The 17,022-nt window shown below is 56.5% G+C and carries 18 protein-coding genes; 12 read left to right on the top strand and 6 right to left on the bottom strand.

Going from position 1 to position 17,022, the window contains the following annotated elements:
- Positions 1-36: 36 nt before the first annotated feature.
- The 9 genes from rsxA to gstA all read left to right on the top strand — a co-directional run bounded on the left by rsxA (position 37) and on the right by gstA (position 9,193).
- Complete coding sequence (gene rsxA / locus FHW76_RS22200) at positions 37-618, top strand: electron transport complex subunit RsxA (RefSeq protein ID WP_002907658.1); 582 nt, start codon at positions 37-39, stop codon at positions 616-618.
- On the top strand, positions 618-1,196 hold the full coding sequence (gene rsxB / locus FHW76_RS22195; RefSeq protein ID WP_008804646.1) for an electron transport complex subunit RsxB: 579 nt from the start codon (positions 618-620) through the stop codon (positions 1,194-1,196). Before rsxA ends, rsxB begins: the two co-directional genes overlap by 1 nt.
- Positions 1,189-3,348 (top strand): electron transport complex subunit RsxC, encoded by a 2,160-nt coding sequence (gene rsxC, locus FHW76_RS22190; protein ID WP_183476998.1) that lies wholly within the window; start codon positions 1,189-1,191, stop codon positions 3,346-3,348. The genes rsxB and rsxC overlap by 8 nt, the downstream gene beginning before the upstream one ends.
- Entirely contained in the window at positions 3,349-4,401 is a 1,053-nt protein-coding gene (gene rsxD / locus FHW76_RS22185; RefSeq protein WP_012968049.1) for an electron transport complex subunit RsxD, read from the top strand. It begins immediately after the preceding gene.
- A 10-nt stretch (positions 4,402-4,411) separates the two neighbouring features.
- Positions 4,412-5,032 carry an electron transport complex subunit RsxG gene (gene rsxG, locus FHW76_RS22180; RefSeq protein WP_032691405.1) on the top strand — a complete coding sequence of 207 codons (621 nt, stop codon included), beginning with the start codon at positions 4,412-4,414 and terminating at the stop codon, positions 5,030-5,032.
- A 2-nt stretch (positions 5,033-5,034) separates the two neighbouring features.
- The gene (locus FHW76_RS22175; protein WP_023340254.1) at positions 5,035-5,733 is read left to right on the top strand and encodes an electron transport complex subunit E; all 699 of its coding nucleotides are present in this window, start codon (positions 5,035-5,037) and stop codon (positions 5,731-5,733) included.
- Between the two features lies 1 nt (position 5,734).
- Positions 5,735-6,370 carry an endonuclease III gene (gene nth / locus FHW76_RS22170; RefSeq protein ID WP_008804641.1) on the top strand — a complete coding sequence of 212 codons (636 nt, stop codon included), beginning with the start codon at positions 5,735-5,737 and terminating at the stop codon, positions 6,368-6,370.
- 601 nt (positions 6,371-6,971) lie between these two features.
- Positions 6,972-8,477, top strand: a complete 1,506-nt coding sequence (gene dtpA / locus FHW76_RS22165; RefSeq protein ID WP_012968048.1) for a dipeptide/tripeptide permease DtpA — start codon at positions 6,972-6,974, stop codon at positions 8,475-8,477.
- A gap of 110 nt (positions 8,478-8,587) precedes the next feature.
- Positions 8,588-9,193 (top strand): glutathione transferase GstA, encoded by a 606-nt coding sequence (gene gstA / locus FHW76_RS22160; RefSeq protein ID WP_050887092.1) that lies wholly within the window; start codon positions 8,588-8,590, stop codon positions 9,191-9,193.
- Positions 9,194-9,235: 42 nt separating this feature from the next.
- Here gstA and pdxY read toward each other — a convergent pair whose 3' ends face one another.
- The 5 genes from pdxY to anmK all read right to left on the bottom strand — a co-directional run bounded on the left by pdxY (position 9,236) and on the right by anmK (position 13,810).
- Entirely contained in the window at positions 9,236-10,096 is an 861-nt protein-coding gene (gene pdxY, locus FHW76_RS22155; protein WP_008804638.1) for a pyridoxal kinase PdxY, read from the bottom strand.
- Between the two features lie 60 nt (positions 10,097-10,156).
- The gene (tyrS, locus tag FHW76_RS22150) at positions 10,157-11,431 is read right to left on the bottom strand and encodes a tyrosine--tRNA ligase (RefSeq protein WP_012968045.1); all 1,275 of its coding nucleotides are present in this window, start codon (positions 11,429-11,431) and stop codon (positions 10,157-10,159) included.
- 124 nt (positions 11,432-11,555) lie between these two features.
- Positions 11,556-12,212 carry a pyridoxamine 5'-phosphate oxidase gene (gene pdxH, locus FHW76_RS22145; protein ID WP_032700939.1) on the bottom strand — a complete coding sequence of 219 codons (657 nt, stop codon included), beginning with the start codon at positions 12,210-12,212 and terminating at the stop codon, positions 11,556-11,558.
- A gap of 57 nt (positions 12,213-12,269) precedes the next feature.
- Entirely contained in the window at positions 12,270-12,593 is a 324-nt protein-coding gene (gene mliC, locus FHW76_RS22140; RefSeq protein WP_032691200.1) for a C-type lysozyme inhibitor, read from the bottom strand.
- A gap of 92 nt (positions 12,594-12,685) precedes the next feature.
- Complete coding sequence (gene anmK / locus FHW76_RS22135; RefSeq protein WP_008804634.1) at positions 12,686-13,810, bottom strand: anhydro-N-acetylmuramic acid kinase; 1,125 nt, start codon at positions 13,808-13,810, stop codon at positions 12,686-12,688.
- Positions 13,811-14,078: 268 nt separating this feature from the next.
- On the opposite strand from anmK, the gene slyB reads away from it, so the two are divergent.
- Both slyB and FHW76_RS22125 read left to right on the top strand, forming a co-directional pair.
- Positions 14,079-14,546 (top strand): outer membrane lipoprotein SlyB, encoded by a 468-nt coding sequence (gene slyB, locus FHW76_RS22130; RefSeq protein ID WP_008804633.1) that lies wholly within the window; start codon positions 14,079-14,081, stop codon positions 14,544-14,546.
- 220 nt (positions 14,547-14,766) lie between these two features.
- Positions 14,767-16,128: a GGDEF domain-containing protein gene (locus tag FHW76_RS22125; RefSeq protein WP_023297739.1), complete on the top strand. Its 1,362-nt coding sequence runs from the start codon at positions 14,767-14,769 to the stop codon at positions 16,126-16,128.
- A gap of 36 nt (positions 16,129-16,164) precedes the next feature.
- Here the strand turns inward: FHW76_RS22125 and slyA are convergent, their stop codons facing one another.
- Entirely contained in the window at positions 16,165-16,605 is a 441-nt protein-coding gene (slyA, locus tag FHW76_RS22120; RefSeq protein WP_008804631.1) for a transcriptional regulator SlyA, read from the bottom strand.
- Between the two features lie 172 nt (positions 16,606-16,777).
- On the opposite strand from slyA, the gene FHW76_RS22115 reads away from it, so the two are divergent.
- The gene (locus tag FHW76_RS22115; RefSeq protein WP_004143834.1) at positions 16,778-17,014 is read left to right on the top strand and encodes a DUF1656 domain-containing protein; all 237 of its coding nucleotides are present in this window, start codon (positions 16,778-16,780) and stop codon (positions 17,012-17,014) included.
- Positions 17,015-17,022: the final 8 nt, after the last annotated feature.

The raw sequence follows: 17,022 nt of genomic DNA, 5'->3' as shown, positions 1-17,022 counted from the left end.
GATAATAAGCGGCTTTTTTTCGTTTCAGGTCGCATGATGGCTGATTATTTACTGCTCTTTATTGGTACAGTCCTGGTCAATAACTTCGTTCTGGTGAAGTTTCTTGGTCTGTGCCCGTTTATGGGGGTTTCCAAAAAGCTGGAAACCGCAATGGGGATGGGGCTTGCCACCACCTTCGTGATGACGCTGGCCTCTATTTGCGCCTGGCTGATTGATACCTGGATCCTTATCCCCTTAAATCTGGTCTATTTACGCACGCTGGCCTTTATTCTGGTCATCGCCGTAGTGGTTCAGTTCACTGAAATGGTCGTGCGTAAAACCAGCCCGGCGCTCTATCGCCTGCTGGGTATCTTTCTGCCGCTGATCACCACCAACTGTGCCGTACTCGGGGTGGCGCTGCTGAATATTAATCTGGGGCACAATTTCCTGCAGTCCGCGCTGTACGGCTTTGCCGCCGCCGTCGGTTTCTCGCTGGTGATGGTGCTGTTCGCGGCGATCCGCGAACGCCTGGTGGTGGCCGATGTGCCCGCGCCGTTTCGCGGTAATGCCATCGCATTGATTACCGCCGGTTTAATGTCTCTGGCCTTTATGGGCTTTAGTGGTTTGGTGAAGTTGTAATGAGCGCAGTCTGGATAGCCGTGATCGCCATCAGCCTGTTAGGGCTGATTTTCGGCTTAATACTGGGGTATGCCTCCCGCCGTTTCGCGGTGCAGGACGACCCGGTGGTGGAAAAAATTGATGAACTGTTGCCGCAGAGCCAGTGCGGGCAGTGCGGCTACCCCGGCTGTCGTCCCTATGCGGAAGCTGTTGGTGCCCAGGGTGAAAAAATTAACCGCTGTGCGCCGGGTGGCGAAGCCGTAATGTTAAAAATCGCCGCCTTACTGAACGTCGACCCGCAGCCGGTCGATGGCGATGAACAGGAGGCGGAGCCAGTTCGTATGCTCGCGGTAATCGACGAGCCGAACTGCATTGGCTGCACCAAATGCATCCAGGCGTGTCCGGTGGATGCGATTGTCGGGGCAACCCGCGCCATGCATACCGTGATGAACGACCTGTGCACCGGTTGTAATCTGTGCGTAGCCCCCTGCCCGACCCAGTGCATTTCGCTCGTTCCGGTGGCGACCACCCCGGAAACCTGGAAATGGGATCTCCATGCGATCCCGGTGCGCAATATTCCTGTGGAACAACATGTTTAAGTTATTTTCCGCTTTCCGAAAAGATAAAGTCTGGGATTTTAACGGCGGTATTCATCCGCCCGAAATGAAAACCCAGTCTAACGGTACCCCACTGCGCCAGGTGTCCCTGCCGCAGCGCCTTATCATTCCGCTCAAGCAGCATATTGGCGCCGAAGGCGAACTGTGCGTCAAGGTGGGCGATCGGGTGCTGCGCGGCCAGCCGTTGACCCGCGGATGGGGAAGAATGCTGCCCGTACACGCCCCGACCTCCGGTACCGTTACCGCCATCGCCCCGCACACCACCGCTCATCCTTCGGGGCTGGCGGAGATGAGCGTGATCATTGACGCCGACGGCGAAGACCGCTGGATTGAGCGCGATGGCTGGAGTGATTATCAGGTCCGCACGCGCGAAGCACTTATCGAACGCATTCATCAGTTTGGCGTCGCGGGCCTCGGCGGCGCCGGTTTCCCCACCGGCAGCAAACTGCGCGGCGGTAGCGATAAAATTAAGACGCTGATTATTAACGCCGCCGAATGCGAACCCTATATCACGGCGGACGACCGCCTGATGCAGGACTGCGCCGCGCAGATTGTCGACGGGATCCGCATCCTCGCGCATATTCTGCAGCCTGACGAAGTGCTGATCGGCATTGAAGACAATAAACCGCAGGCCATTTCGATGCTGCGGGCGGTGCTCTGCGACGCCCATGGCATCTCGCTGCGCGTGATCCCCACTAAATACCCCTCCGGTGGGGCCAAGCAGCTTACCCAAATTCTCACCGGCAAGCAGGTGCCTCATGGCGGTCGTTCGTCGGATATTGGCGTGCTGATGCAGAACGTGGGGACGGCCTATGCGATAAAACGCGCGGTGATTGACGGCGAGCCGTTAACGGAGCGCGTGGTCACCCTGACCGGCGAGGCGGTCTCGCGGCCGGGCAACGTCTGGGCGCGCCTTGGTACCCCGGTACGCCATCTGCTTAACGACGCCGGCTTCTGCGCCAGCGCCGAGCCAATGGTGATCATGGGCGGCCCGCTGATGGGCTTTACCCTGCCGGGGCTGGATGTCCCGGTGGTGAAGATCACCAACTGCCTGCTGGCGCCTTCCGCCAGCGAGATGGGCGAGCCGCAGGAAGAGAAAGGCTGCATTCGCTGCAGCGCCTGCGCCGACGCCTGTCCGGCCGATCTGCTGCCGCAGCAGCTGTACTGGTTCAGCAAAGGCCAGCAGCACGATAAAGCCACCGCGCACAATCTGGCGGACTGCATAGAATGCGGCGCCTGCGCGTGGGTTTGCCCAAGCAATATTCCGCTGGTGCAGTACTTCCGTCAGGAGAAAGCGGAGATCAGCGCGATTCGCCAGGAAGAGCAGCGCGCCGCAGAAGCTAAAGCGCGATTCGAAGCCCGACAGGCGCGCCTGGAGCGTGAAAAAGCCGCCCGCGCCGAACGGCATAAAAAAGCTGCCGTTCAGCCTGCCGCCAAAGATCAGGATGCGATTAACGCCGCCCTCGCCCGGGTACGCGACAAACAGCGTGATGCCGCGCAACCGATCGTGATTCAGTCTGGCGCCAAACCGGATAACAGCGAGGCGATCGCTGCACGCGAAGCGCGGAAGGCCGAAGCCCGGGCACGCAAGGCACAGCAGCAGGCCGCGTCGGTGGAAGCCCCGGTCGCCGAGCCGGTCGACCCGCGTAAAGCCGCGGTGGAAGCCGCTATCGCCCGCGCCAAAGCGCGTAAAGCCGAACAGCAGGTCGCGCCGGTGGAAGCCCCGGTAGCCGAGCCGGTCGACCCGCGTAAAGCCGCGGTGGAAGCCGCTATCGCCCGCGCCAAAGCGCGTAAAGCCGAACAGCAGGTCGCGCCGGTGGAAGCCCCGGTAGCCGAGCCGGTCGACCCGCGTAAAGCCGCGGTGGAAGCCGCCATCGCCCGTGCCAAAGCGCGTAAAGCCGAACAGCAGGCTGCGCCGGTGGAAGCCCCGGTAGCCGAGCCGGTCGACCCGCGTAAAGCCGCGGTGGAAGCCGCCATCGCCCGCGCCAAAGCGCGCAAAGCCGAACAACAGGCCGCACAACCGGATCTCGCGTCAGCCGCAGCCAATGACGACCCACGCAAAGCGGCCGTCGCCGCGGCTATCGCCCGCGTTCAGGCGCGTAAAGCAACACAGCAGGCAGTTAACGAGGAATAAATGGTTTTCAGAATCGCAAGCTCCCCCTATACCCATAACCAGCGGCAGACCTCGCGTATTATGCTGCTGGTGCTGCTCGCCGCCGTGCCTGGCATTGTGGTCCAGACCTGGTTTTTCGGCTGGGGTACCGTACTGCAGATTGTCCTCGCCGCATTGACGGCCTGGGCAACGGAAGCCGCTATTCTCAAACTGCGCAAACAGCATATTGTGGCGACCCTGAAGGACAACTCCGCCCTGCTCACTGGCCTGTTGCTGGCGGTGAGTATTCCACCGCTGGCCCCCTGGTGGATGGTGGTGCTCGGCACTGCCTTTGCCGTGGTGATCGCCAAGCAGCTGTACGGTGGATTAGGCCATAACCCCTTCAACCCGGCGATGATCGGCTACGTCGTGCTGTTGATTTCATTCCCGGTACAGATGACCTCCTGGCTGCCTTCATATGAAATTGCCGCCCAGGTTCCGGCGTTCAGCGATGTGCTGCAGATGATCTTCACCGGGCATACCGCCGCCGGGGGCGACATGGCCAGCCTGCGACTGGGTATCGACGGCATCAGCCAGGCCACCCCGCTGGATACCTTTAAAACCTCTCTGCATGCCGGGCATAGCGTCCAGCAGGTGCTGCAATTGCCGGTTTACGGTGGCGTACTGGCGGGCCTCGGCTGGCAGTGGGTGAATATCGCCTGGCTGGCGGGCGGTCTGTTCCTGCTGTGGCAGAAAGCGATCCGCTGGCATATTCCGGTCAGCTTTCTCGTTAGCCTTGGGCTGTGTGCCACCCTCGGCTGGTTATTCTCGCCGCAAAGCCTGGCGTCGCCGCAGATGCATTTGTTCTCTGGCGCCACCATGCTCGGTGCTTTCTTTATTCTGACCGACCCGGTGACGGCTTCAACAACCAACCGCGGCCGCCTGATCTTCGGCGCCCTCGCCGGCCTGCTGGTGTGGCTTATTCGCAGCTTCGGCGGTTACCCGGATGGCGTGGCATTTGCCGTTCTGCTGGCGAATATTACCGTGCCGCTGATCGATTATTACACGCGCCCGCGCGTGTACGGCCACCGTTGAGAGAGCGATGATGTTAAAAACGATGCGAAAACACGGCGTCACGCTGGCGCTGTTTGCCGCCGGATCCACCGGGCTGACGGCGGCGATCAATGAACTGACGAAAAGCACTATCGATCAGCAGGCGGCCCTGCAGCAGAAAGCGTTATTTGATCAGGTCTTACCCGCCGACCGCTATAATAACGATCTGCTCAAGAGCTGCTATCTGGTCAGCGCCCCGGCGCTGGGCAAAGGCCAGCATAAAGTGTGGATAGCCAAAAATAACGACCAGCCGATCGGCGCGGTGATGGAAGCCACCGCGCCGGATGGCTATTCCGGGGCAATACAGCTGTTGGTTGCTGCCGATTTTAGCGGCACGGTCCTCGGCACCCGCGTGACCGAGCATCATGAAACGCCGGGCCTGGGCGATAAAATCGAGCTTCGCCTGTCGGACTGGATCACCCATTTTGCCGGGAAAGTCATCCACGGTCAGGGCGACAGCCATTGGGCGGTCAAAAAAGATGGCGGCGATTTTGACCAGTTCACCGGCGCCACCATCACCCCCCGGGCGGTGGTCAATGCCGTTAAGCGCGCAGGCCTGTATGCACAAACGCTGCCTGCGCAACTTCCTGAATTCACCGCCTGTGGAGAATGACCATGAGCGAAGTTAAAGACGTCATCGTCCAGGGCCTGTGGAAAAATAACTCCGCCCTGGTTCAGCTGTTAGGGATGTGCCCTCTGCTGGCGGTCACCTCGACCGCCACCAACGCCCTCGGGCTGGGTCTGGCGACCACCCTGGTGCTAACCTTAACCAACCTGACCATCTCCAGCCTGCGCCGCTGGACGCCGGCGGAGATCCGGATCCCCATCTACGTGATGATCATCGCCTCGGTGGTGAGCGTCGTGCAGATGCTGATCAACGCCTATGCCTTCGGCCTCTATCAGTCGCTGGGGATTTTCATCCCGCTTATTGTGACCAACTGCATCGTGGTCGGCCGCGCCGAAGCCTTTGCCGCCAAAAAAGGGCCGGCGCTGTCGGCACTGGATGGCTTTTCTATCGGCATGGGCGCCACCTGCGCGATGTTTGTGTTGGGCTCCCTGCGCGAGATCCTTGGCAATGGCACCCTGTTTGACGGCGCCGACAGCCTGCTTGGTAGTTGGGCAAAGGTGCTGCGCATCGAGGTTTTCCATACGGATACCCCCTTCCTGCTGGCTATGCTGCCGCCAGGCGCCTTTATTGGCCTCGGCATGATGCTGGCGGTAAAATACCTCATCGATGAACGTAGCAAGCAGCGGAAGGCGCAAGCGGCCCGGGCCGTTTCTGTCGCCCCGGCTGACGTGACAGGGAAAGCGTAACATGAACAAAGCCAAACGCCTGGCGATCCTCACCAGGCTGCGGGAAAACGATCCCCACCCCACTACCGAACTGCATTTCAGTTCGCCGTTCGAGTTGCTGATTGCCGTTCTGCTTTCTGCGCAGGCCACCGATGTCAGCGTCAACAAAGCGACAGCCAAACTCTATCCGGTGGCCAATACGCCCGCAGCGATGCTGGCGCTGGGGGTGGATGGGGTGAAATCGTATATCAAGACTATCGGCCTGTTTAACAGCAAAGCGGAAAACGTCATCAAAACCTGCCGCATCCTGCTGGAGCAGCACAACGGCGAGGTGCCGGAAGACAGAGCGGCGCTGGAGGCGCTGCCCGGCGTGGGCCGTAAAACCGCCAACGTGGTACTAAACACCGCCTTTGGCTGGCCGACCATCGCCGTGGACACGCACATCTTCCGCGTCTGCAATCGGACGCAATTCGCCCCTGGCAAGAATGTTGAGCAGGTGGAAGAGAAGCTTCTGAAGGTGGTCCCCGCCGAGTTTAAGGTCGACTGTCATCACTGGTTGATCCTGCATGGACGTTATACCTGCATTGCCCGCAAGCCGCGCTGCGGCTCCTGCCTGATTGAAGACCTCTGCGAATTTAAAGAGAAAGTCTACGCCTGATCCCTTCTTCTGAGCCATAACTTAACCCTGAGTTATGGCTCGAATTTGTGTATTTAACCCGCCGTTACCACCAGAAAATGTCTCTTATGATGGGTAATAATCCGGCTATATAACGAACAATCAGTGCTTTCATTTTTTCTCGATGCAAAATTTCTATACATTTGTGATCGAGATCATGCTCGCAACTTTATGTTGATTACATGTTGTGAAAATGAAAACAAATGTCAGGCAATACAACGATTGAGCAAAGATTACCAGGATAATAGACCATTAATTTTTAGGATAATGGACCATATCACTACCCATGAGGTCAATCAGTAGAATATATCGCCTTTTTAACGAAATCAGACTGATGAAAAAGATAAAAATAGCAATCATAACGAAACGGTGAAATTTAACTCTGGATAACATTCAGATGTCCGGAGCATTATGCCACCCACATTATGTGTAACAGTTTATTACAAAGGCCTTGCCTGATGCGCCAGGATAGTGAACATTACCTGCCGTTTTCCCTCCCAAAATAACTATAAAGGCGGCGGTCCAACGAGATTGCGCCCCGAACACCCCCCAGTAAATATGGGATGTAAAAAAAGAGGTATATGTGTCTACTGCAAACAATAAACCAGCAGAAAGCGTGAGTCTGAACGCTTTCAAACAACCACGCGCGTTCTATCTCATTTTCTCGATCGAGTTATGGGAGCGTTTTGGTTATTACGGCCTGCAAGGGATCATGGCCGTTTACCTGGTAAAACAGCTGGGTATGTCGGAAGCGGATTCCATTACTCTGTTCTCCTCCTTTAGCGCGCTGGTCTATGGTCTGGTTGCTATTGGCGGCTGGCTGGGCGATAAAGTGCTGGGCACCAAACGTGTCATCATGCTGGGCGCTATCGTGCTGGCCATCGGCTATGCGCTGGTGGCCTGGTCCGGCCATGATGCTGCCATCGTCTATATGGGTATGGCGACCATCGCCGTCGGTAACGGCCTGTTCAAAGCCAACCCGTCCTCCCTGCTTTCTACCTGCTATGACAAAAACGATCCCCGTCTGGACGGTGCATTCACCATGTACTACATGTCCATCAACATCGGTTCGTTCTTCTCGATGCTGGCAACCCCATGGCTGGCCGCTCGCTTCGGCTGGAGCGTGGCGTTTGCCCTCAGCGTGGTGGGGATGGTGATCACGATTATTAACTTTGCCTTCTGCCAGAAATGGGTAAAACAGTACGGTTCGAAACCGGACTTTGCCCCGGTACACATGGGCAAACTGCTGGCGACCATCGCTGGCGTGGTGGTGCTGGTCGCCATTGCCACCTGGCTGCTGCACAATCAGGGCATCGCACGTATGGTGCTGGGCGTCGTCGCACTGGGTATCGTCGTGATTTTCGCCAAAGAAACCATCGGTCTGAAAGGTGCCGCGCGTCGTAAAATGATCGTCGCCTTCCTGCTGATGGTAGAAGCGATTGTCTTCTTCGTGCTGTACAGCCAGATGCCAACCTCTCTGAACTTCTTCGCGATTCGTAACGTTGAGCACTCGATCCTCGGTCTCGCCTTCGAGCCGGAACAGTATCAGGCGCTGAACCCGTTCTGGATCATGATTGGTAGCCCTATTCTGGCAGCCATTTATAACAAGATGGGCGACCGCCTGCCGATGCCGCACAAGTTCGCTATCGGCATGGTACTGTGCTCCGGCGCGTTCCTCGTCCTGCCTTTAGGGGCGAAGTTCGCCAGCGACGCCGGCATCGTCTCGGTTAACTGGCTCATTCTGAGCTACGCGCTGCAGTCTATTGGTGAGCTGATGATTTCCGGCCTCGGCCTGGCGATGGTCGCTCAGCTGGTTCCGCAGCGTCTGATGGGCTTCATTATGGGCAGCTGGTTCCTCACTACCGCCGGCGCGGCGATCATCGCCGGGAAAATCGCCAACCTGATGGCGGTGCCGGAAAACGTCACCGATCCGCTGGTGTCGCTGGAAGTGTACGGCCACGTGTTCCTGCAGATTGGTATCGTCACCGCGGTTATCGCCGCCCTGATGCTGCTCACGGCGCCGAAGCTGAACCGTATGACTCAGGACGACAGCGCGGACCTGAAAGCACGCGAAACCGCGGCAGCCTGACGCCGCAGGGAAAACCAATTATTTTTAAGCCGCTAACGTTAGGTTAGCGGCTTTTTTTTTACCCCTGGCGGGACTAACATACAGAAAACTGCAGCCACGAGGAGTTACGCATGAAACTGTTCTACAAACCCGGCGCCTGTTCCCTGGCCTCGCATATCGCCCTGCGCGAAAGCGGCCTGGATTTCACGTTGCAGAGCGTGGACCTGGCCAAAAAACGGCTGGAAAACGGGGATGATTATCTGCTGATCAACCCGAAAGGTCAGGTGCCGGCGTTGCTGCTGGATGATGACATCCTGCTCACTGAGGGCGTGGCTATTATGCAGTACATCGCCGATCAGGTGCCGGACCGCCATCTGCTGGCGCCAGTAGGCTCCATTGCCCGCTACCAGACCCTGGAGTGGCTGAATTACGTGGCCACCGAGCTGCATAAAGGCTTTACCCCGCTGTTCCGCCCGGATACCCCGGAAGACTATAAGCCTGTCGCGCGGGCGTTGCTCGAGAAGAAACTGCAGTATGTTGATGAGTCGCTGGAAGATAAACAGTGGCTGACCGGCCATCGCTTTACTATCGCCGATGGCTATCTGTTCACCGTGCTGCGCTGGGGCTATGGCATAAAACTGGATATGGCTGCCTATGGTCATATCGGCAGCTGGATGGCGCAGGTGGCAGCGCGTCCGGCGGTGGCGGCCGCACTGGCGGCTGAAGGCTTAAAATAAGGCCTGAACCTGCCCGGCGGACCGTCGGGCAGGCCCGGGGAGTTACAGCCGGGTGGCGCTGAAGCAGTGCTCCGGTACGGCAATGCGATCCTGCGCCGCCACCACCTGCAGTTCATACTCTTGCATGTTTTTGGTGGTGAGCATGATCTCGTACACCGCGGCGGTAACGTGCTCAAGCGCATCGCGCAGGCTGGCACCCTGCAGCAGTTTCACCAGCAGCAGTCCACTGGTCACATCGCCGACGCCAACCGGCTGACGCAGGCCAAAATCCACCAGCGGCCGACTGATATGCCAGGCTTCTTCGGCCGTCACCAGCAGCATCTCAAAACGATCCATGCTCAGACCGGCGCGGGAAAGATGTTTAACCAACACCACCTCCGGCCCCTGGGCAATCAGCTCCCGCGCAGCAGCTACCGCTTCGCTGACGCTGGCGACCGGATGACCGCACAGGATCTCCAGCTCAACCAGATTCGGCGCAATAATATCGCTGGCCGGCAGCGCATAGCGCACGTGGAATTCCGCCACGCCGGGCGCGACGATACACCCTTTCTCCGGATGGCCCATCACCGGGTCACAAAAGTACTTCGCCGCCGGATTGGCCGCTTTCACCTGACGCACGATACCGAGGATATGCTCGCCCTGTTCAGCGGAACCGAGGTAGCCGCTCAGAACCGCATCGCAGGTCTGCAGCTTGTCGATGTCGGCAATGCCCTGGACGATCTCCGTCAGGTGTGAAGGCGGCATCACGCAACCGGTCCATTTACCGTATTGCGTATGGTTGGAGAACTGAACGGTATTCAGGGGCCAGACATTGGCGCCCAGACGGCGCATCGGAAACTCGGCGGCACTGTTGCCGGCGTGGCCAAACACAACGTGAGACTGAATGGCGAGGATGTTCTTCATTTTCTTACCACAACCCTAAAAAGAAAAAGGGCGTGGTTTCCCACGCCCTGGTTTTATTTTTTATTTCCAGCAGACCAGGCAGTAATTCTTTTTACCGCGACGCAGTAAGGTGTAGCGGCCGAACAGACGGTCGCTGTCGCTGAATACATATTCCGGGTCGGCCTGTTTTTCACCGTTGATGGTCACCGCGTTCGAGGCAACGGTTTTACGCGCCTGACCGCGGGACGGCTGCAGCTCGGAATCCACCAGCGCCTGCAGGAGATCGGCGCCTTTTTCCATTTCGATCATCGGCACGCCATCCTGCGCCAGCTGTTCGAAATCTGCTTCGCTCAGGTCGCTCAGGTTACCGTTGAACAGGCTTTCGGTAATGCGCTTCGCCGCTTCCAGGCCTTCTTCGCCGTGGACCAGGCGCGTCACCTGCTCTGCCAGCACGTACTGGGCGCGCGGCGCTTTACCGCTGTTTTTGTCTTCTTCTTCCAGAGCATTGATCTCCGCCATGTCCATAAAGGTGAAGAACTTGAGGAAGCGATAGACATCAGCATCCGCGGTGTTGATCCAGAACTGGTAGAATTTGTACGGACTGGTTTTCTTCGGATCCAGCCACACGGCGCCGCCTTCGGTTTTACCGAATTTGGTGCCGTCTGCTTTGGTGATCAGCGGAACCGTCAGGCCAAACACCTGGTTCTGGTGCAGGCGACGGGTCAGATCGATACCGGAGGTGATGTTGCCCCACTGGTCGGAGCCGCCGATCTGCAGCGCTACGCCGTGCAGCTTGTTCAGGCAGGCAAAGTCGTACCCTTGCAGCAGGTTGTAGGAGAACTCGGTAAAGGAGATACCCTGATCGTCACGATTCAGACGCTGCTTCACCGCTTCTTTGTTGATCATCTGGTTAACAGAGAAGTGTTTGCCGATATCGCGCAGGAAGGTCAGCACGTTCATGCTGCCAAACCAGTCATAGTTGTTCGCCGCGATCGCCGAGTTGTCGCCACAGTCAAAATCAAGGAACGGGGCCACCTGTTTGCGGATTTTATCCACCCACTCCTGCACGGTATCCTCGGTATTTAGCTTACGCTCAGCGGCTTTAAAGCTTGGGTCGCCAATCAGACCGGTTGCGCCGCCCACCAGCGCTACAGGTTTATGACCTGCCTGCTGGAAGCGTTTCAGGCATAACAATGGAACAAGATGCCCCAAATGCAAGCTGTCAGCGGTAGGATCGAAGCCGCAATAGAGCGCGATCGGGCCTTGCGCCAGTCGCTCTGCTAACGCTTCCTCGTCCGTCACCTGGGCTACCAGCCCCCGCTCTTGCAATTGTTTAATCAAGTTACTGCTTGCCATCAAATTCTCCATGTATAAACGACTGCACCTCTGCCGGTACACGACTTTTCGCCAGATGCGAAAAGTACATAGAATAAAGCGCCGGCCCTTTCAGCGCCAGCGCTTCGATAACTAATTTCGGCGTTTACGGTGCCAGGCGGTCTATTTTCCAGGCGCCATTATCACGCTGGTATAAAAAGCGGTCATGCAGCCGATGTTCGCCCCCCTGCCAGAACTCCATCTGCTCGACGCTGATGCGGAATCCGCCCCAGAAACTCGGCAGCGGCACTTCCCCCTGCTGGAATTTCTGCTTCAGCTCGAGGAATTTGCTCTCCAGGATCCCGCGGGCGGAAATGCGACTGGACTGCTGGGAGACCCAGGCGCCGATTTGGCTATCGCGCGGACGGCTGTGGAAATATTTGACCACCTCCAGCGTCGACAAGCGCTCCGCTTTGCCGATCACCATCACCTGGCGCTCCAGCATATGCCACGGAAACAGCAGGCTCACCTGGGGATTTTTTTCAATCTGATGGGCTTTGCGGCTGCCAAGGTTGGTATAAAACACCAGCCCTTTTTCATCGTAATGCTTCAGCAGCACAATACGCTGGTAAGGTTGGCCGCGCTCATCAACGGTAGCAACCACCATCGCGGTCGGGTCTGCGAGTTTCGCGTCACAGGCCTGACGCAGCCAGCGTTCAAACAGCGGCAGGGGTTCAGCAGGAAGATCGTGGCGACGCAAACCGCCACGGGTATATTCACGGCGCAAGTGCGCGATTTGCTGGAGTTCGTCGTTATCAGACATGGCCATTGAGGATGTAGTCATAAGGTGGCGTTATTGTGCGCCCCCCCGACAGAAATCTCAACGTTTGGCCGTCTGCAGCTGACAGTTATCGAGGATGATGCGATCGCGTTTATAGACGGTAGCGGTATCGCCCTTCGACCAGAAGACGTAGACGCCGTCGGTGTAGCGCGCCCCCGAAGCCGACAGCCCCTCAGCCAGATTCAGTTGCTGATTATCATAGATAAAACTCACCTGTTGGCGGGTGTTATTGCGATGGACCGTTAACGGTTTCTGGTCGCATTGATACTCCAGCGTGTCCGTCTGCATCCGCTCGACAAACTGGTTGTAGTAGCTACAGCCCGCCAGCATAAAAGGTACAACTGCGATAAGAATTTTTTTCATTCGTTTGCCTTCGACTTTCCCGGTCACGGAGGGCACTCCGCCCTCCGCTTAACTTGTCCAGTTTACCGGTCGCGCCGTGTTTAAGATTTCAGTTAACTCCGATTCTGCGGCGGGTTAGCCGGGAAAATGGCGCCCAGCACCGTGGCTTCGCTGGCGCCGGTCACTGAGGGAAGATTACCCGGCAGCCCAGCCAGCGTGCGCCAGGCCAGCCAGGCAAAGGCCAGCGCCTCCATATCATCGCCGCTGATCCCCGCCTCATCGGTGGTGGAGACTTCGGTTCCCGGCAGCAGTGCCGCCAGGCGCGCCATTAACAAGGGGTTACGCGCGCCGCCGCCGCACACTAACAAACGCTCGCAGCCGCCGCTTAACAATACCTGCTCACTGATGGTCACAGCGGTTAATTCCGCCAGCGTGGCCTGCACATCCTGCCCACGCAGTCCCGAATAACGGGCCAGATGTTTTTCCAGCCAACCGTAATTGAAATATTCACGACCGGTACTTTTCGGCGCCGGTAAAGCAAACCACGGATCGCTCAGCATGTCCTGCAGCAGCGGCAGCAGCACTTTACCTTCGCTGGCCCACTGGGCATCCTTATCATACGGTTTACCCTGCTGACGCCAGATCCAGGCGTCCAGCAACATATTTCCCGGCCCGGTATCATAGCCGCGCACCGGCTGCCCCGGCACCAGCAGCGACACGTTGGCGATGCCACCGATATTCAGCACCATCCGCCGTTCAATGGGATGCGCCAGCAGCGCATGATGAAATGCCGGGACCAACGGCGCCCCCTGCCCGCCAAGCGCCATATCACGCCGGCGAAAATCCCCCACCACCGTGACTCCGGTATGCGCGGCGATCTGGTTGTTGTCGCCGATTTGCAGCGTGTGCGGCGCGTCGCCTTGCGGTTCATGCCATACGGTCTGTCCATGGCAGCCGATAGCGATAACGTCGGTGGGCTTGAGATTTTCCTGGCGCATCAGCGCCAGTACGGCATCGGCAAACAGCCGCCCCAGACGAGTGTCCAGACGCCCCAGTTGTGAGAGGGTCAACGACTGGCCCTGGCAAATCGCGAGGATCTCTTCTTTTATTGGGTGTGGTATGGGCCAGGTGAGACTGGCCTGCTGCGCCACGATGTTTTCGTTGATGGCGGCCAATACGACATCGATACCATCAAGGCTGGTACCGGACATAACGCCAATAAAGCGACCCGATCTCATACGTTTTTCCTTCATTCCATGACCCTCGTATACGCCTCACTCCACCATAAAGCGCCCGCTAATGCTATGTTGTTATAATACTTTTTAACAATAGAGCGACATTTCAGAGAACACCGTAAAGAACCGGCGTTTAGTCTAGGTTGAAGCATCATTAATTATTATTTTTTGTATAGTCAGGGCGGAAGCTATGCCCGCCGGCGACTAAATGCCATATAATTAACCGTATGGACGTTCAATTGAACACCTTCGGTGAACAGGAGATTCATAAATGATTTTACGTGTTTTGGCTGTATCGATGATTGGTTTTACGCTCGCAGGCTGCGTGAGCAGCAGCGGCCTGTCCGGCGACGTTTATTCCGCATCTGAAGCCAAACAGGTGCAGAGCGTAACTTACGGTACGATTGTGCATACGCGCGCCGTGCAGATCCAGAGCGGCGACGACAGCAATGCCATCGGCGCCATTGGCGGTGCAGTGCTCGGCGGGTTCCTCGGCAACACCATCGGCGGCGGTACCGGACGCTCTCTTGCCACCGCGGCTGGCGCGGTCGCGGGCGGCGTCGCAGGCCAGGGCGTTCAGGGTGCAATGAACAAAACCCAGGGCGTAGAACTGGAAATCCGTAAGGATGATGGCAACACCATTCTGGTGGTGCAGAAACAGGGCAGCACGCCGTTCTCTGTGGGTCAGCGCGTCGCCATTGCCGGCAGCGGCAGCCAGGTCACCGTTTCTCCTCGATAACACCCCTTGCGATGCGGCCCGTTGCGCCGCATCGTATTTTTCAGCCGCGGTTATTCCACCGTAATAGATTCGTATTAGCAATCAGATATATTATATTCAAGTAGTTCATCAATCATTGCGCCTGCGCAATATCTTATCTCACCGCCCCCACTACTCTCAGATTGTCATAATACTTTGTCGACTGAACGTCGCTGTTGCTTTTCTCTCTGGGATCTTGCCTATGCTCAAACATGTCAATCATGTTGCTAAACGTTTTATTATATATGTTTTTATTTGCTTACTGGCCGGGTTCGGCATTGCCGGAGTGACCGCTTTTTTTCATACCAGTTTCAGCACTACCTCATCAATATTATTTCCTCTACTGACCAGCTTTCTGATGGTCTTTCATATTACTATTGCCTGTTTTATGGGCATGAAATACTGGAGCAACAAGCGCCGCCTGTACCTTACACCTGTTGCTTTCGGCTTTGCCTGTTCAGCGCTGCTGATGCTGGGAACCCTCAGCAGCTATCCGGACTGGCTTACCTGCAGCACGACCCCGGTCATTAATCAAAATGACGCCGTTATCTATTATTTCTTCCGCAATATAATGATGGCTGTATTATTCATGTCATCTATTGTTTTGTATTACTTCCGCCAGCGCATCATGCACTCGCTGAAAGCACACATAATTACATTCGCGGCATGTATCGTTTTTACATTAACAATTATTTTTTTATCGTGGGTGTACTCCAGCCACTCGCCGTGGCTGAGCGTCAATTTTATCGACGATCTTAGCCATACCTTCACGCCACTGTGGCAAAGTATTATCGGCTGGCTGCTGATGGCTATCTGGTTTATCACGCTTATTTTATTAATTAGCCTGAGTAAATTACGCAATATTTTCTGGTTTAGCGGCGCTTTTTTTTGCAGCGCATATCTTTACACCCTCTTCCAGCTAGTCTCCACCGCCGGGGACCTCGATCAGACCTGGTACCAGGCGCGTTTTTTCGAAACGCTTTGTACCCTGTTCCTGATTCTGGTGCTGCTGGTCGACGTCTTTATGCTCTACCGTGAGTCTAACCATAAGTATGTCAACTCGTACCAGAACTCGATTCGCGACCCGTTGACCCGGCTTTATAACCGCAGCTTCTTCTACGACACCCTGAACCAGCAGCTGGCGAAGGTAAACCCCCAGCATCCGCTGTCAGTGATTATCAGTGACCTCGATCATTTCAAACGCATCAATGATAACTATGGCCACGTCGCCGGCGACAAGGTGATCCAGTTTGCCGCCTCGGTACTGGAGAACCATTCGCGCGCGGATGACGCTGCTGCCCGCATTGGCGGTGAGGAGTTTGCCCTGCTGCTGGTCAACACCGCCGAGAAAGACGCCCTGGCGATCGCCGAGCGTATCCGCCTGGCCGTCAACGCTGAGCAACACCCTCTGCCGGAGCGAATGACCATCAGTATGGGGTTGTATACGACGCGCGATAGAAGCGTGAGCGCAGAAACGTGCGTCGAGCGCGCAGATGCGGCCATGTATGAAGCGAAAAACAGCGGGCGTAATCGGGTGGTGGTCTGGCGTCACCCTGGCGACTAAAAAAAACGGCCCGGGGCAACCCGGGCCGCTAAAAAATTAATCTTTTGCCTGGAGATCGAGGATATTTTGTTCAAGTTTACGAATTAAGTGGAGCAACGTTTCCACTTCCTGCTTTGACACCCCCGACAGGATTTCATCGCGGGTCTTGCCTATCACCTCTTCCATCTCATTGATCAACGGTTCAGCTTTTTCAGTGAGCTTGATGCGTTTGGCCCGCCGGTCGCTTGAACAGGTCTGGCGAGAAATAAGCCCTTTCTCCTCCAGCTGATCGAGCGTGCGCACCAGCGACGGCTGTTCAATGCCGATGGCTTTCGCCAGCTGGATCTGCGACTGCTCAGGCGGCAGCTGGTGGATGTTATGCAGCGTGACCCAGTGAGTCTGCGTTAACTCCAGAGGTTTCAGGCGATGGTCGATTAGCGCGCGCCAAACGCGGACTAAACGTGCCAGATCAGAACCAAGTGGCGATTCCAATTTCATCTCCTTATAATTAGCTTGCTAAGTTATTATACTGATTTTAGAATAGTGTGCAGCATTTGAATTATCAAAACAAATGAATTACTTGATTCAACAAAAACCAAAACAATGATTTACACTGTTATAGCGTAGCACGCTCTGAGGTTACCCCTGTAATGGCAAAGGATTTTTGCTTGTGAAACTGAGTCTTAACACATCCGGATTGCCGCTGCAGGACCTGGTGTTCGGCGCGTCCGTCTATTTCCCTCCGCTGTTCAAAGCCGTCTTATTAGGTTTTTTTATCTGGTTGTTTTTACATCGTCAGCTGCGTGACTGGATGTATGCCGGCGACATCTGGCATCCCCTGCTGATGGATCTCTCGCTGTTCGCGCTCTCGGTCTGTCTGGCCCTGGTGTTACTGATTGCCTGGTGATCTCCTTG

This window comes from Klebsiella sp. RC2, from assembly GCF_014192815.1.
Classification (GTDB): Bacteria; Pseudomonadota; Gammaproteobacteria; order Enterobacterales; family Enterobacteriaceae; genus Klebsiella; species Klebsiella variicola.
Note: the sequence above shows the minus strand (reverse complement) of the source record. Positions and strands in the feature narration are given on the sequence as shown.